The 14,943-nt window shown below is 72.5% G+C and carries 10 protein-coding genes; 3 read left to right on the top strand and 7 right to left on the bottom strand.

The window, feature by feature from the left end:
• The first annotated feature begins 48 nt into the window (after positions 1–48).
• The 3 genes from O7615_RS20955 (at position 49) to O7615_RS20945 (ending at position 5,027) form a co-directional block, all read left to right on the top strand.
• Positions 49–1,236, top strand: a complete 1,188-nt coding sequence (locus tag O7615_RS20955; protein WP_278179487.1) for a saccharopine dehydrogenase NADP-binding domain-containing protein — start codon at positions 49–51, stop codon at positions 1,234–1,236.
• A gap of 57 nt (positions 1,237–1,293) precedes the next feature.
• The gene (locus tag O7615_RS20950) at positions 1,294–2,547 is read left to right on the top strand and encodes a MerR family transcriptional regulator (protein WP_278182171.1); all 1,254 of its coding nucleotides are present in this window, start codon (positions 1,294–1,296) and stop codon (positions 2,545–2,547) included.
• A 257-nt stretch (positions 2,548–2,804) separates the two neighbouring features.
• Entirely contained in the window at positions 2,805–5,027 is a 2,223-nt protein-coding gene (locus tag O7615_RS20945) for an AfsR/SARP family transcriptional regulator (protein WP_278179486.1), read from the top strand.
• Here O7615_RS20945 and O7615_RS20940 read toward each other — a convergent pair.
• From O7615_RS20940 to O7615_RS20910, 7 genes are read right to left on the bottom strand one after another with little or no spacing between them, the layout of a single operon-like run.
• On the bottom strand, positions 4,949–5,986 hold the full coding sequence (locus tag O7615_RS20940) for a glycosyltransferase (RefSeq protein WP_278179484.1): 1,038 nt from the start codon (positions 5,984–5,986) through the stop codon (positions 4,949–4,951). The genes O7615_RS20945 and O7615_RS20940 overlap by 79 nt on opposite strands.
• A complete protein-coding gene (locus tag O7615_RS20935; RefSeq protein WP_278179482.1) occupies positions 5,983–7,245 on the bottom strand; it encodes an FAD-binding protein in 1,263 nt (420 codons plus the stop codon). Before O7615_RS20935 ends, O7615_RS20940 begins: the two co-directional genes overlap by 4 nt.
• The gene (locus O7615_RS20930; protein ID WP_278179481.1) at positions 7,242–8,081 is read right to left on the bottom strand and encodes a hypothetical protein; all 840 of its coding nucleotides are present in this window, start codon (positions 8,079–8,081) and stop codon (positions 7,242–7,244) included. The genes O7615_RS20935 and O7615_RS20930 overlap by 4 nt, the downstream gene beginning before the upstream one ends.
• The gene (locus tag O7615_RS20925; RefSeq protein WP_278179480.1) at positions 8,074–10,161 is read right to left on the bottom strand and encodes an ATP-binding cassette domain-containing protein; all 2,088 of its coding nucleotides are present in this window, start codon (positions 10,159–10,161) and stop codon (positions 8,074–8,076) included. The genes O7615_RS20930 and O7615_RS20925 overlap by 8 nt, the downstream gene beginning before the upstream one ends.
• The gene (locus O7615_RS20920) at positions 10,158–11,237 is read right to left on the bottom strand and encodes a hypothetical protein (RefSeq protein WP_278179479.1); all 1,080 of its coding nucleotides are present in this window, start codon (positions 11,235–11,237) and stop codon (positions 10,158–10,160) included. Before O7615_RS20920 ends, O7615_RS20925 begins: the two co-directional genes overlap by 4 nt.
• Positions 11,230–13,956, bottom strand: coding sequence for a thiopeptide-type bacteriocin biosynthesis protein (locus tag O7615_RS20915; RefSeq protein ID WP_278179478.1), 2,727 nt, complete (start codon positions 13,954–13,956; stop codon positions 11,230–11,232). Before O7615_RS20915 ends, O7615_RS20920 begins: the two co-directional genes overlap by 8 nt.
• Positions 13,953–14,702 carry a hypothetical protein gene (locus O7615_RS20910; RefSeq protein WP_278179476.1) on the bottom strand — a complete coding sequence of 250 codons (750 nt, stop codon included), beginning with the start codon at positions 14,700–14,702 and terminating at the stop codon, positions 13,953–13,955. Before O7615_RS20910 ends, O7615_RS20915 begins: the two co-directional genes overlap by 4 nt.
• Between the last annotated feature and the right edge of the window lie 241 nt (positions 14,703–14,943).

Here is a 14,943-nt window from a genome sequence, read left to right as displayed (position 1 = left end):
GGCGGTCGACGGCGGGCAGGTCGGCGGCGGGGGTGGCATGATCGCGGGATGGCGGCGCAACGGTCGTACGACATCGTGTTGTTCGGGGCGACCGGGTTCACCGGCGGGCTCACCGCGCAGTACCTGGCCCGACACGCGCCACCGGGGCTGCGCTGGGCGATCGCCGGGCGCAACCCCGACCGGCTGGCCGCCGTCCGCGACCGGCTGGCCGCGATCGACCCGTCACTGGCCGGGCTGCCGCTGCTCACCGCCGATGCCACCGACCCGGCGTCGCTGCGCGCGGTGGCCGACGCCGCGCGGGTGGTGGCCAGCACCGTCGGCCCGTTCATCCACCACGGCGAGCCGCTGGTGGCCGCCTGCGCCGCCGCCGGCACCGACTACCTCGACATCACCGGCGAAGCGGAGTTCGTCGACCGGACGTACCTGCGTCACCACGCCGAGGCGGTACGCACCGGCGCCCGGCTCGTGCACACCTGCGGCTTCGACTCGATCCCGCCCGACCTGGGCGTCTGGTTCACGATCAAGCAGTTGCCCGCCGACGTGCCGATCACCGTGGACGGCTACGTGCGGGTCGGGGGTCGCTTCTCGGCCGGCACGTACCACTCGGCGTTGACGGCCTTCTCGCGTACCGCCGAGGCGTCGCGGGCGGCCCGCGAACGCCGCACCGTCGAACCCCGCCCGACCGACCGCCGGGTCCGGGCCGTTCCGGGCCGGCTGGCCCGCTCGCGGGACCTGCCCGTCTGGGCGGTGCCGCTGCCGACCATCGACCCGCAGGTGGTCCGCCGCTCGGCGGCGGCCCGCCCGGAGTACGGTCCGGACTTCCGCTACCGGCACTTCGCGGCGGTGAAGCGGCTGCCGACGGTGCTGGCCGCCGGTGCCGGCCTGGGTGCCCTGGTCGGGCTGGTGAAGCTGCCGCCGACCCGACGCTGGCTGCTCGGCCGGCTCTCCTCGGGGCAGGGACCGAGCGCCGCACAGCGGGCGGCCTCGTGGTTCACGCTGCGCTTCGTCGGCTCCGGCGGCGGGCGACGGGTGGTGACGGAGGTGGCCGGCGGTGACCCCGGCTACGACGAGACCGCCAAGATGCTCGCCGAGTCGGCGCTCTGCCTGGCCCTGGACGACCTGCCGGCCACCTCGGGTCAGGTCACGCCCGTCACCGCGATGGGCGACGCCCTGCTGCACCGCCTCACCGCCGCCGGCATCACCTTCCGCCTGCTGGAGCCGGCACCGACGCCCTGACGCCGGCTTGACTCTCGACCAGGTCGAGGCGGCAGGATCACCGGCGTGGAGAGCGAACTGCGCAGCATCGGCGAGCTGGCCCGGGCCAGCGGGCTGACGGTGAGCGCCCTGCGGTTCTACGACGCCGCCGGGGTGCTGATCCCGGCCCGGGTGGACCCGGTCACCGGCTACCGCCGGTACACCGACGACCAGGTGGCGCCCGCCCGGCTGGTGGCCGGGCTGCGCCGGGTCGGCCTGCCGGTGGCCGAGATCGCCCGGGCGGTACGCGCGGAACCCGCCGTGGTGCACCGGCTGCTCGACGCGCACCTGCGCCGGTTGGCGGACGGCCTGACCGACGCGCGCCGCGAGGTCTCCCGGATCCGATCCCTGCTTCCGGCGGAGCAGCCGCCGGCGGTCACCCGGCTCGTGCTGGCCGGGTGCGACCTGGCCGCCGCCGTGGACGCGGTCCGGTTCGCCGTCGGCACCGACCCCGGCCTGCCGGCGCTGGCCGGCGTCCTGTTCGAGGTGGCCGGCGACGGCGTACGGCTGGTGGCGACCGACCGGCACCGACTGGCGGTGGCGACGGCCGGCCCGGCACTGCACGGCCCGGCACTGCACGGCTCAACGGTGCACGGCTCAACGGTGCACGGGGCGGCCCGGGCGCTGCTGCCGGTGGCCGCGGTGGACGGGTTGCGCCGGCTGCTGGACAGACCGGCCGCCTTCGATGAGCGGTCGACCCTCGACGGACCGGGCATCGCCGCCGGCGAGGTGCGGTTGACGCTGGTCGGGCGGCAGTTCGTCGCCGACGTCGCCGGGCGCCGGCTGCGCGCCACGACCCTGCCGTACGACTTCCCGGACTACCACGCCCTGCTGCCCGGTGCGGACGGCGCCCGGCCGGCCCGTCGCGTCCCGGTCGACGCCGAGTGGCTGGTCGGCGCGCTGCGGGCGGGCCCACCGACGACCATCCGGGAGCACGCCGGCGGCCGCCTGCCGGTGACGGTGCTCGGCCTGGGCGGCCCGGAACCCCTCCGCCTGCTCGGCCCCGACGACCACGGCGGTGCCTGCGGTCACGGCGGTGCCTGCGGTCACGGCGGTGCCGGCGGTCACGGCGGTGCCGGCGGTCACGGCGGTCACGGCGGTGCCGGCGGTCACGGGGGTGCCGGCGATGTCGAGCTGCGGATCGGGGTCAACGGCGAGTACCTGCTCGACGCGCTGGATGCGGCCGGCGGCCCGCACGTGGTGCTGGAGCTGGACGGCCCGATCGCCCCGCTGGCGATCCGCCGGCGCGACGACGAGGCCGCTTTCTCGATCCTGATGCCAATCCGTCTCTGAGGCCAATATGGCTCACAGGCGATCGATGACGATCATCAGCGTAGAGCGAGGCATCGACTGCTACGAGGAGTTGTCCGACACCGTCCAGGCCACCCGGAGGTCCCTCGGCATCTGATCCCGCCGCCGCTGGCGATTTGCCGGCAGGACGACAAGTGCGCCTTCTCCATCCTGATGCCAATCCACCTATGAGATCTTGCCGGCCACTACCCCACCACTATGATCAAGTTCGTGGATGCGACGAAACCCCTGGTAGCGGCATGACGCTGCGGTTTACACTGCTTGGTTCGGTCGGTGCCACGGCGGACGGCAAGACCATCGCCGTGGCTCGGCCCCGCCGCCGGGCGGTTCTCGCCTACCTCCTGATAAACGCCAACCGAGTGGTGTCGGTCGACGAGCTGACCACAGCGATCTGGGAAAGCACGCCCCCGGCCACGGCACGGGCGCAGATCCAGTCCGAGATCTCGGCGTTGCGTTGGACGCTCCAGCAGACCGACGACGCGACCGTAGCGCTGCTCACCAAGCCCGGCGGCTACGTCCTGGATCTCGCCTCGAACGATCTCGACCTGACGACCTACACCGGGCTTGTCGCGTTGGCGCGAGCCGAGAGCGACAGCGGCCGGCTACTCGACGCACGCGACCTCATGCGCGAGGCGCTGGCGTTGTGGAGCGGCTCGGCCCTCACCGGGGCAGTCGCCGCATTCGTCGCTCCGGCCCGCGACCGGCTGGAGGAGGCGCGACTGGCCGACCTGGAATTGCTGATCGACATCGAGCTGCAGCTCGGCTGGCATCACGGCCTGATCCCGGAGCTGACCCAGTACGTCGCCGAGAATCCACTGCGGGAGCGGCTACGCGCCCAGCTCATGGTGGCGCTCTATCGAAGCGGCCGGCACCCGGAGGCGCTCGATGTCGCCCGACGCGGCCGCCAACTGCTGGTGGACGAGCATGGCCTCGACCCCGGTCCGCTCCTGCGCGAGCTGGAAGCCGCCGTTCTCCGGCAGGATCCGAGCCTCGACGTGAGCGGCGCGACCGAGCCGGACGACCCCGCGTTCAGCGAGCTGAGGGCCACGCGTACCGCCGACAAGCCACGGCTGGCCCAACTGCCACCGCCGGCACCGTTCTTCGCGGGGCGCCAGACCGAACTGGCGAGCCTGATCAGGCGACTGGGCAGCGACTCGGATCGCCTTACGAACGCCGGGCCTCGAGTGGTGGTGCTGCACGGCATGCCCGGGGTCGGCAAGTCCGCCCTGGCGCTCCAGGTCGCCCATGCGGTCGCCGCCGCATACCCCGACGGCCAGCTGTACGCCGACCTCGCCGGCAGCGGTCAGCCGCAGAGCCCGGACCAGGTTCTCGACGGGTTCCTCCGCGCGCTGGGCGTTGCCACCCCGGCGATCCCGGCCGAACGGGCCGAACGGACCGCGCTGCTGCGCAGCCTCTTCGCGGACCGACGTTGCCTGCTGCTGCTCGACGATGCCGGCGCGGTCGATCAGGTGCTGCCGCTCCTGCCGGCCGGCGCCGGCTGCACAGTGCTGGTCACCACCCGCTGGCAGCTCGGCCTCCCCGGGGCGCACCGACACCTGGTGCGGCCGGTGTCGCACGCGCAGGCACTCGAAATCCTCGCCGGCTATCTCGGCCCCGATCGACTGGCGGCGGAACCAGCCGCAGTCCGTGCGCTGTCCACGCTCTGCGACGGCCTGCCACTGGCCCTGTGGTTCGCCGCCCGTCGGATGCACCGGGGCCGGTGGGCGGCCGACCTGGTGGCGCTGCTGCGCGACCCGCGGCACCGGCTCGACGAGCTGGGTACGGACGACGGGTCGATGCGCGACAACCTCGCCCCGTCGTTCCAGGCGCTCAGCGCGACGGCGAGCCTGACGCTGCGCCGGATCGCCACCCTCCCGACCGCCACCATTCCGGACTGGGCGCCCACGATCTGCGCCGGGTTGTCCCCCCGGGAGGCGATGCAGGCGTGGGACGAGCTGGTCGGCTCCCACCTGCTGGCGCCGGTGCCCCGGCAGACCGTCGGTCCGCACCGCTACGTGCTCCCCGACCTGGTCCGGTCCCACGCGCTCACCACCGCGCCGGACGAACCACCCCACGCCGCCCTCTCCACCGACCAGGCGTTGGCGCGCGCGGTCGACGGCTGGAGCTTCCTGGCGCAGGAGGCTGTCCACCGGCTGGCGCCACCCCACCGGCGGCGGATGGCTGCTCGACACGCGCCGCTGGGCCGCTGTTCCCGCCGGCTGTTCTCGCCCGCGGAGCTGGACCGGCTACTCGCCGCGCCGCGGGACTGGCTGCGCGAGGAGCAGGAGAATCTGGCTACCGTGCTGACGGTCGCCATCGAGCGCGGCTGGACCAGACCGGCAGCGGTGATCTCCGGTGTCATGACCCGGGCCATCCGAAGCGTTCACCCTGGCGACGAGCACAGCACCGCCCGGTACGCCCGGACGCTGTCCGAGGTGGCGCGCGACAGCAACTCCGGTTGAGGCCGGTGGGCGCCGCGCAGCGCCGTGACCACGGCCGCCAGCCAGGTCCGGACCTCCGCCGCCGTCATCCGCACCTGGTAGTGGTCGCCGCACTCCGGCGGTTCGAGGCAGACTCCGCCGGCACCGACCGCCTGCGGTAGCCCGCCGACCCGGGTGGCCACCACCGGGACGCCATGGATCACGGCTTCGCGGGCGACCATACCGAAGCTCTCCTGCCACAGGCTCGGTACGAGCAGCAGGTCCGTCTCGGCGTACAGCGCGCAGATGTCGGTGCGGTATTCGACGATCTCCACGCCGGGCAGGTTCGCCGGGTCGATGCCCAGCCGGGCAAGATCGGACGCCGTCCACCGCCCCTCGACGAACCGGAACCGGAACGGTAGCCCCGCTCCGCTGACGGCCGCCACCAGGTGCATCACCACCCCGAGGCCCTTGGCCGGCTCCGGATTGATGAATGTCAGCCAGTACGGCCCGGTATGCGCGAGGTGGCGGGGCGACTCCGCGGGGCAATCGCAGCCACGCAGACACGGCTCGATCACCCGGGCCTCGCGGCCCGCCTGCGACGTGAACAACTGCCGGGCGAACTCGGACGGGACGACCACCTCGTCGACCAGCCGCAGCGTCTCCGGCACCGGTTGCAGGTCTGCGGCCGGATGCTCCAGCACGGTCGGCACGCCCGCCGCCGCCAGCCGCCGCGCCAGCTCGGTCTCCTCGCCCAGATGCCCCCAGATCAGGGCAGCATCGGGCCGGTCCCGAGCCAGCAGGGTCGCCAGCTGTTCGGCGAGTGACCGCAGCCCTGCCCCGTGGCCAGCGCCGGCACTGCCCGGGTCCATCGGGCCATCGAGGACAGTCACCCGCTCGCCGACGGCACGCAGCGCCTCGACGAGCTGGCGCAGGTGAATCGCCTGCCCGGACCGTCCGGCGTGGATCCGGTGGACGCTGGTGACCAGGACATGACTCATTGGTCGCCCCGTACCGCGCCGGATCGGTAGGCCGGGACGGCGAACTCGTGACGGAGCCGGGCAACGGCGGCCACCCGGCGCCGCAGCAGGGCGCCGCTGTCCGAGTCCTCCTTGCGATAGACGAACGGTGCCAGCCAGACCAACGCCCGCGAGTCGATCGGGCGCAGAGTCCATGGCACGTCCGTCAACACCGGGTCCGCCCGCACGGCGCGGGCGAAGGCGGCGACGGTCGAGGGGGCGAACGGCAACGTGGCGGTGTGCCATTCCAGCCCTTCCGGAAGCTGGCCGACCGACTCCGGCTGGTTCTGGTCACCGCCGAGGATGCCCAGGTCATCGCCGGCGCCGCCAAGCCGGCCGGCCAGCCGCTGCCCGTGCTGGCGGGCCAGCCGCTGCACGTCGAGAACCTTGGCCCGCAGCATCGCCGGCGAACCGGCAGAGACGCACAGGTCGAGAACGGGCCCGTCGTGGCCGACGGTGATGCCCTGAGCACGGCGACGGGCCGGCGACGTGAGGATGGTGGAGGTCACCAGTTCCTCCAGGAGCAGGTCCCGCCAGCAACGCAACAGGTCCTCGGTCGGCTCGTGACCGGCCAACAGCACCAGCGTGGTCGTGTGCGCGGTCGCCACCGGCAGCACGTGCGTCAGCTCCACCACCACCGGTCCGTAGCCGCCTGCCTGGAACAGGGAGCCCTGCGCATGTGGTCCGGGCGGGTAGGGCAGTGCCCGGCGGATCCGGTCGTTGGCGGCGTCCGCCCAGCCCAGACGCGTGAGTTCGCCGTCGCGGTGCAGGACGAGAAAGTCTCGACAGTAGTGTTCCCGCTCGCTCAGGCCGGCGAGTAGGCCACGCTCCAACGCGTTGCCGAGCACGGAGGTGTGCGGGCCGGAGCCCGGCGCGGGCAGCTGGAAACGGGCGTCGGCCCGCCGCAACGCCTCGGCCAGCTGGGCGAAGGTCACCCCCGGTTGCACCGTGGCCAGGCCGAGTTCGACGTCGAGGTGCAACCGGTCCAACCGGGCCAGCCGGATGAGCAGCCCGGGCTCGCAGACCCGGGAGTCGTCGTACCCCCAGTTGCGGCCCCGGGCGTCCACCCGCCAGGCCACGCCGCCCTCGTGCAGAATCCGCACCAGCGCGGTGAGCTGCGCCACCGACTCCGGCTCCAGCACCCAGTCGGGAAGGTGTCCACCCGGTACGGTCGAACCGGCCGGCAGGGTCAGCTCAGCACCCGTGTTCGCCAGCCGATCGAGCAGCTCGGTCGAGATCATGTCTGCTCCAGCAGTGCGCGCGTCCGGTCCGGGGCGACGCCGTACTCGTCCCGGAGCGTCCGGGTGACCGACACGTACGCGGCGAGCAGGTGCTCGGCCGGCGCCCCTCGCTTGAGGTTCCACAGGTGGCCGAAGTGGGGCGGATCGGTCAGCCAGCGCAGCGTCCGTGGGCACCACAGCGCGTCGAACAGGTTCACCACCTGATGCCCCGCCACGGTGGTCAGGTGGGTGGCGAGCACCTGCTCGGCGACGGTCATGTGCAGGTGGACATCGCGGCCCGGGGTGCTCGGGTTGCCCTCCAGGAAGCTGAGCCCGGCGTGGCTGATCCGGCGTGCCAGCTGCGGGCTGGCCGCCCGGAACAGCGAGGTGTTACCGACCACCGGCGGCGAGTCGGGCAGCTCCACCCCGGCCGGATTGCGCAGCTCCCGTAGCCGGGAGTAGAAGTCGGCGTCGCCGCGCTCCAGATGCGCGAAGATCGATCCGGCGGCGGGCAGACGCAGCCGGGTGCGCAGGTAGGCATCGGTGTCCACCAGCACCGCGTCCGGGTACCGGTCCAGAGCGAGCAGCTTCGGCAACGCGAAGCAGGCGACCCGGTCGTAGCGCTGGTCGAGATCCCGGTCGTCCAGGGTCTCGGTCTGGTCATAGCAGCTGAGCCAGCCGATCCGGTCAAGCCACTCCATCGTGGGCGGGTCGGCGTAGAGCGTGATCGGGCCGGCGTACCGCTGCCACGAGCGGATGCTCAGCAGCCAGGTCACCCGGGACAGCTGCCGGTACGCCCGGGGCAGCCGGCTGGGTAGCTGCCAGTAGGCGTGGACGCCGCGTACTCCCTCAGCCACCGACGACCGCCGCGCTCGCCGTCGACTCGAGCCGGGACACGCCGCTGTCATCCCGCACTATCCGCACGTGCCGGCTGTCGAGGTGCTCGGCGACCGGGCGATGACTGACCACGATCAGCGTCTCCACCCGCCGCCGCGCCTCCACGAGCAGCCGCAGTTCCAGGTCCCGGTCCAGGGAGTTGGTCGCCTCGTCGAGAATCAGCAGCGACGGTCGGCGCAGCAGCGCCCGGGCCAACGCGAAGCGCTGCACCTCTCCCGCGCTGAAGGTCGAGGCGTTGATCCGCAGCTGGGTGCGCAACCCCAGCCGCAGCGGACGTATCACTTCGGTCAGCTCCATCACCGCGAGCAGGTCGTGGATCTCCTCGTCGGTCACGTCGGTCGCCCCGCTGGACAGGCTCTCCCGGATCGTCGTGTGCAGGAAGTCGGACCGGGGCGGGACGTAGCACACCAGCGGGCGGAGCCGATCCGGATCCCAGTCCGCCATCGGCACCCCGAAGACGGTCGCCCGCCCGGCGGGCACCGGGTCCAGGCCGCTCATGATCTGCACCATGGTGGACTTGCCGACCCCGCTCACACCGCTGACGGTCACCGTCTCGCCCCGCTCCACCCGCAGGTCCAGCCGCAGGTCGAAGTGCTCCCTCGGGCGGTGCACCCGGACCCCGTCCAGCACCACCGCCGGCGCCTCCGGCACCGGTTCGGTACGGGTACCCCGCTCCATCACCGGCAACGTGAACAGGCTCGTCACGTACCGCAGTTGCCGCTCCAGCGTGGCGGCGTTGGTGAGGCTCTGCGCGATCGCGGTGATCGAGAACAGTACCGTGCCACCCAGGGTGAGGAACCCGAACAGCTCTCCGGTGTTGACCAGGCCCGCGGACAGCAGCACCGAGCCCACCACGAGGATCACGTACAGGCCGGCGTACCGCAGGGCGCTGCTCGGTCCGTACACCCAGGCCAGCCGGTATTCGAGCCCGCGGACCGACCGTTGCAGCCGGTCGAGCCGGCGGGCATGCTCGGCCTCGAGGTGTGAGACCGCACCGATCCCTCGGTAGGTGGTCAACCCCTGGGAGATGCTGATCAGCAGATCCTGCAGCTCCCCGTCGAGTCGCAGTTGCTCCTCGAAACGGCGGTTGATCGGGATCCGCCCGAGGATGGTGAGGACGATGTGGAGTGCGGCGATACCGGCCACCACGCCGGTCAGCGGCAACGACATCGTCGCCATGAACCCCAGCAGGATCACCACGGCCACCGCGTCGGTGAACAGCGACAGCGCCAGACCGGTGCCGGCCTCCCGGACGGCGCGGGCGCTCTGCACCCGGTGCAGCACATCGCCCGAGGTCATCTCCGTCCGCGCCGACGTGCGGGTCAACCGGTCGACCAGCTCGCCCAGCATGGCCCGGTCGAACGACAGCCCCAGCGAGGTCAGCTGCCGATGCCGCACCCAGAACAGCGCGCTGACCGCGACACTGAACGTCACCAACGCGGTGACCAGGGTGGGGGTGGCCACCCTGCCGCCGACGGCGACCTCGTTCAGGTACGGCAGCAGGATCATGTTGAGCAGGGTCAGACCGGTGTAGAGCAGCAGGCTCATCGCGAGGATCGGCACGACCTGCCGGAAAGTGATCTGCCCGGAGCGCAGCATCGGCCACAGCCAGGCGGCCCGAGTCGCCGTCCACGGACGCCGAGATGCCCCCGCCGCCGGTTCCGGCGTGGCCGGTGCCAGCACCCAGCCGCTGGCCTGCTCCTGGTAGGCGGGCTCGGTCAGCCACCCGTACCCGACCGAGGGGTCGAAGATCCGTACGCGCCGCCCGCGCCACCGCTCGACGGTGATGAAGTGGTCGGCACGCAGGTGGACGATGGTGCCCGGGGTGAGTTCGGCGAACGGAACGTCCCTCCGGCCGCGGTAACGCACGCCCACCACCTCGGCGCAGATGTCCCGCAGATCCCGTAGCGACAACGCGCCCCGGGTGGCCAGCGCATCCCGCAACGCCGACTCGGAAAACTGGTGCCCCAGCAGGCGCAGGCTGGCGACCAGTGCCCACACGCCGCAGTCGTTGTCTTCGGTCTGAAGTGTGGCCGTCATCGGCTGCTCCCCATCGTTTGACCACCGGCCACGGCGGCGGATCCGTCCCCCAGGCTCACGCAGACTCCCCACCACGGCCACGACGTGGTCTCGGCCTCCGCCAGCGCCAGTGCCACCCCGAGCGTCCCTTCGATCACCGACAACTTGAAAGGCGTGTCGAACACGGCGCCGACCGCCTGGTCATCGATCTGGTCCAGGTGATGGGCGAGCCGCGCCGCCAACCGGACCTGGCGGTCCGGGCCGACCAGTTCCCGCCATCCGGGAGCGAGCGTGGTGACCAGGCTCAGCCCGGCCAGGCCGTGGCAGACGGTCAGGTCTGAGCCGGGGGCGGCCAGCAGCCCGTCCAGCCGTGCCAGGGCCGGGCCGGTGATCGCGGCGTTGACCAACCCCGCCAGCACGTCCGGGTCGACCTCCGGCCCCAGCGCGGTCAGCATCCCGGGCTGGCCGTAGCACATGGTGACGCCGCTGACGCCCCACCAGCCGCTGTCGAGGACGGCGGCATCCTGCTGCGCCACATGCCGGACCAGCGCGTCGACCGCTGCGGTCACCGATGGGTCCTGACCGTAGCGGTGGCCCAGCATCCGCAGCAGCAGGATTCCGCCGCTGCGGCCGTGGTAGAGACCGTGCGACTCGAGTTCGCCGAGGGACAGCGCGATCTGGGTGAGGGACGGCGTCATCCTGGCGCGAGCCGCCTCGTCGGCGAGGTCCCACAGTGTCATCCCGACCCCACCGGCACCGTTGATCAGATCGAGGTCACCGGCCTCGGTGTAGTGCCGGTAGAAGGCAGTGGCCACGTCCACCGCCTCCGCCCGGGTCCAGGCCAACGTCTCGGCGTGGTCAGGGCCAGGCGACAGGCACTCGGCCACCAGCCGGTGGCGAAGCCAGCTGACCCGGAAGTCGGGCGCCGGTCCGCCCCGCACGGCCAGCTCGGTCAGAGATGCCGCCAGGGCCTGTTGGCCCAGTCGGGACGCCAGCAGGGCGAGCGCGGCCACCGCCTCCAGGCTCGCGTGCCCCCGCTGCCGTAGCTCGGTGACGAGCCGACGCAGCAGCCGTCGGGCGGCATCGGCCTCAGCCATCGACGGCCCTGCCCCGGACTGCCCGCGCCTGTCGGCCCTTCAACAACCGCGCCGCCGCCAGCACGAGCTCTGACTCCCGGCCGACCGCCTGTCCCATCGGCAGCCCGCGGTTGACGCTCATGTGGATGAGGCTGCTCAGCGCGGTGGCATAGGCGTCCCCGTCGAGACCGGCCAGGTAGCCCAGTCCAGGCTCCGGCTCGGCGAGCGCGGCGTCGAAGGCCCGTTCCAGGTCCGACCGAGCGGCCCGGTAGTTCTCCATCCACTCCCGCTGCGCCCGCGAGCTGGGCAGCCGGGGATCCAGCCCGCGCAGGTCGCAGAGCAGGGTCAACGCCCTCTCCTCGCCAGCCAACTGCCGGCACCAGGCGGCGATCCGGGCAGCCGCCAGGGTGTACCGGCCGGTCTGGTCCGGACCGGCCGCGAGCCGCTGGGCCCACCAGGCCGAGTCGGCGCAGAACAGTCGTACGGCATCGGCCCGGCTCGTCGCCCCGCCGTACCGGTGGTCCTCTGGTGTCCAGTTCCGGACGTCGACCTCGCAGGGCTGCTGCGGCACCATCGCCGCCAGGTGAGCGCGCAGGTCGGCCAGGTACGGCTCGGCATCGACGCCACGGTGCACCCGCAACCGCAGATGTGGCCGCTCGTCCCGGTAACGGATGTAGAACAGGTTGGCCTGGCGCATCAACGCCACGATCTCAGGACGGGCCAGCCACAACTCCACCACCCGCTCGGGAGCGTAGACGTACCAGCTGGTCCACTCCGGATCCGCGGCCGGCTGCCGCTCCAGCAGGCGGCTCCGGGACATCGCCTGGACCGGTCGCGGAGCAGGACCGCGCCACGGCACCCACACGTCGTGGAGGTGCCCGCCCAGCTCCGACTCCACCAGCGTCGCCACCGGCAGGGTCTCGTGCAGCACCAGCCGGCTCTCCCGACGCAGCCGCCGGACGAGCCACCGCCGCGCGGTGTCGTCGGTGAGATCCAGTCGCATGGTCACGTCCGGCCCCTCGCTCGCCTCCAGTTGCGGCCCAAGCCCCACCTCCGTGAGCACGTCGCACAACTGCACCGGGTCCTCGGCCAACGTCAGGAGATCGACGCGGTGCTGCGCGTCCAGGACCACGCTCCGCCGAGCCACCAGGCAGCGGCCGGTGGTGACGCGAGGGACCATCCCGCCCGGCGGGGCCCACTGACTCGGGTCGGCGACCAGTGCCGGGCCCTGGGCCTCGTCCAGCAGCAGTCCCAGCAGCTGCACCACCCACGGGTTGAACCTGTTACTCAAGGTCAACGGGCTGTCCCACCGCAGCTGCACGTAGCGTCCGTCGGACCGGTGTACCAACTGGAGCCGCCCCGCCATCATGGTCACGGCCAGATCCGCCAGTCGCAGGTCACCGGCGCGGTGCGGCAGGTTGAGGTTGAGCCGGGGCAACCCGCTCTCCGGCCGGCGGACCAGCGGCGCCCGCCGGTCCGGTGAGACCCACCCGAGCTCCACCGGGAGCCAGCCGGGATCCGTTCCGAGGTCGAGCTTGGGAATCCCCAGCTGCTCACTGAGCCTGGCGCCGGGTCCGCCCCAGAAGCCCGGCAGGACCAGTTTGATCCAGGCGTCCGCTCCGGCCACCGGCTCGGCCAGCAGCGCGCCGTTGACCATTCCGAACTGAGGGTGGGTAAGCCCAGCGTCGTCCCCGCCGGGCAATGGGTGCCGCGCCCGCCACTGGTCCAACGTGAGCGCATCCTGCCACCACTGCACCGCGCCGCTGTCGCGACGGGCCTGCGGCACGAACAGCCGCCGCGCGGGGTCCAGGGGGTTGGTGCCCTCGGGCTCGGCCTCCGGTCGCCGCCAGCTGCCCAACGGATGGTCCACCGGAGCGGTCAGCAACCACACCAACGGCACCGCCGCGCCGGTGTAGCCGCCCGCCACGTGATCCCGCACCCGGTCGAGTCGGCGGGGGCGCCACTGCCCCTCCAGGAGTTGGCCGGCCCCGTCGAGCAGCGCCGCGGCGTCCGCCCCGGGGAGTCGGAGTCGGACATCGCTGAACGCGTCCACGAACTGGTCGTCCCGGAACGGCCGCTCCGTGGCCAGCGCCGCCTTGACCGCCTCGGTGGGCGCGGCCGGCTCGGCCAGGTCGACCAACATCGGTGGCGTGTGCTGCGGCAGCAGCAGCCGGCGGCCCACGCAGAGGTCGAACTCGGCCTCGCCGCCCAGCACCGTTGCCCACTCCCGCGCCGATCGGGGTGCGGCGGCGAGCTGTGCGGCGAGACGCTCCGCGAGCCGGCGCGCGCCGGGGGCCTCCGACATGGAGGTGATCCCGCCCTTCTCCGGGTGCAGGTACGACCACCGGCCGTGCTCGGCCGCAAGGGAGGGGTTGACGAACCATTCGCCGGTCTGCCCCGGCAGGTCGAGGCGGCGCAGCCGCACGTCGGTCTCGAGTTCGAGCCGGGTGGCGGGCACGCCGTCACCGTCGTCGACCTCGGCCAGCAGGCTGAAACTGAACACGCCGAAGGGGGTCGGGCGGTAGGTGGCCCGGCTGCCGTAGACCGCCCACCGCGTTGCTGGGTCCTGCCACTCCCGGTCATCCTCGGTCGCGCGCTGGAACACGGTCGCGTAGTCGATGGCCAGCTCCAACAGTTGCCGCGCCAGGCCGTCGGGCGCAGCGTCGGCCGGCACCGCCGGCAGCACCGGAATCCGAAGCAGGCACCAACCCGGCGTGGACAGCGACGGTGGTGAGGTCATCGGGACGCCCCTTCCGTGGACCGTGCGCCCGGCTGTGCGGTGACCCACCTGGCTGCCCGCATCGCCCCATGCGGCCGCATGGTCGCGATGTCGACGCGCGCCTGCCCCAGCTGCTGCCGCACCTCCGGGTCGGTCGAATCGCAGCTTTCTGCCAGCATCAGCGCGGCATCCAGACCGACGTGATAGGCAGCGCTCAACATCAGCAGGAACTCTTGCCGCAACGCCGGCGAGAACTGCGCGAGTCTTCCGGCGCGGGCCAACGCATCAAAGCTGTGCAACATCCCGGACAAGCCGCGCCGGGCGAGGGTGTTCCGGGCGGCCGCCTCGGCATATGTGGCCTGCCACGCGCCGGGCACCGGGCCAGGGCCGAGCAGCGCCAACAGCCGTTCGGCGAGCCCGATCGCCACCCCGGGCATATTCGCCAGGAACAGATCCGGATCGGCGTAGATCCCGACCGGTCGACCGGTCGGGACGTCGGTCATGTCGACCACGTCGGCCGGCGATACCCGGACACCGCGTGCCCGCAGGGTGTGGCTGGCGGTCGCGAGCAGCCCCGGCCCATCCCATGGCTGCGCCACTTCCAGCCGCACGCGGTCGACGAGGACGGTGGTCCGGCGACCGTCCACCGGCTCGCATCCCATCGCCATCACGGCAGCCCGGTGCGACCCCGAGCCGAACCGCCAGCACCCGTCGAGCACCAGCCCGCCATCCGCTCCGGTACTCAGCCGGCCGACCGGGGCAACCACGCCGTACAGCTCGTTGCCGCCGGCGTAGAACCTCGACAGCAGCTCCGTCGGTGCGTACGTGGACAGGTAGTGCGCGGTCCCGTTCGCGATCATGCAGAGCCACGCGTGACTGGCATCCTCGTGGGCGGCGGCCCGAACGAGGTCCAGGCCTGCGACCAGGCTCTGGACCTCCTCGGGACCGTTCCGCAGCCACAGCACAGGAGGGCTGAGCTGATTCACCGGTCCTATACCAACCTGACGG

Source organism: Micromonospora sp. WMMD1082 (assembly GCF_029626175.1).
In the GTDB taxonomy this organism is placed as follows: domain Bacteria; phylum Actinomycetota; class Actinomycetes; order Mycobacteriales; family Micromonosporaceae; genus Micromonospora.
Note: the sequence above shows the minus strand (reverse complement) of the source record. Positions and strands in the feature narration are given on the sequence as shown.

Excerpts from the sequence above, each read along its gene's own strand:
- O7615_RS20955 (WP_278179487.1), top strand. The coding sequence starts at position 49 with ATGGCGGCGCAACGGTCGTACGACATCGTGTTGTTCGGGGCGACCGGG.
- O7615_RS20945 (WP_278179486.1), top strand. The coding sequence starts at position 2,805 with ATGACGCTGCGGTTTACACTGCTTGGTTCGGTCGGTGCCACGGCGGAC.
- O7615_RS20940 (WP_278179484.1), bottom strand. The coding sequence starts at position 5,986 with ATGAGTCATGTCCTGGTCACCAGCGTCCACCGGATCCACGCCGGACGG.
- O7615_RS20935 (WP_278179482.1), bottom strand. The coding sequence starts at position 7,245 with ATGATCTCGACCGAGCTGCTCGATCGGCTGGCGAACACGGGTGCTGAG.
- O7615_RS20925 (WP_278179480.1), bottom strand. The coding sequence starts at position 10,161 with ATGACGGCCACACTTCAGACCGAAGACAACGACTGCGGCGTGTGGGCA.
- O7615_RS20920 (WP_278179479.1), bottom strand. The coding sequence starts at position 11,237 with ATGGCTGAGGCCGATGCCGCCCGACGGCTGCTGCGTCGGCTCGTCACC.
- O7615_RS20915 (WP_278179478.1), bottom strand. The coding sequence starts at position 13,956 with ATGACCTCACCACCGTCGCTGTCCACGCCGGGTTGGTGCCTGCTTCGG.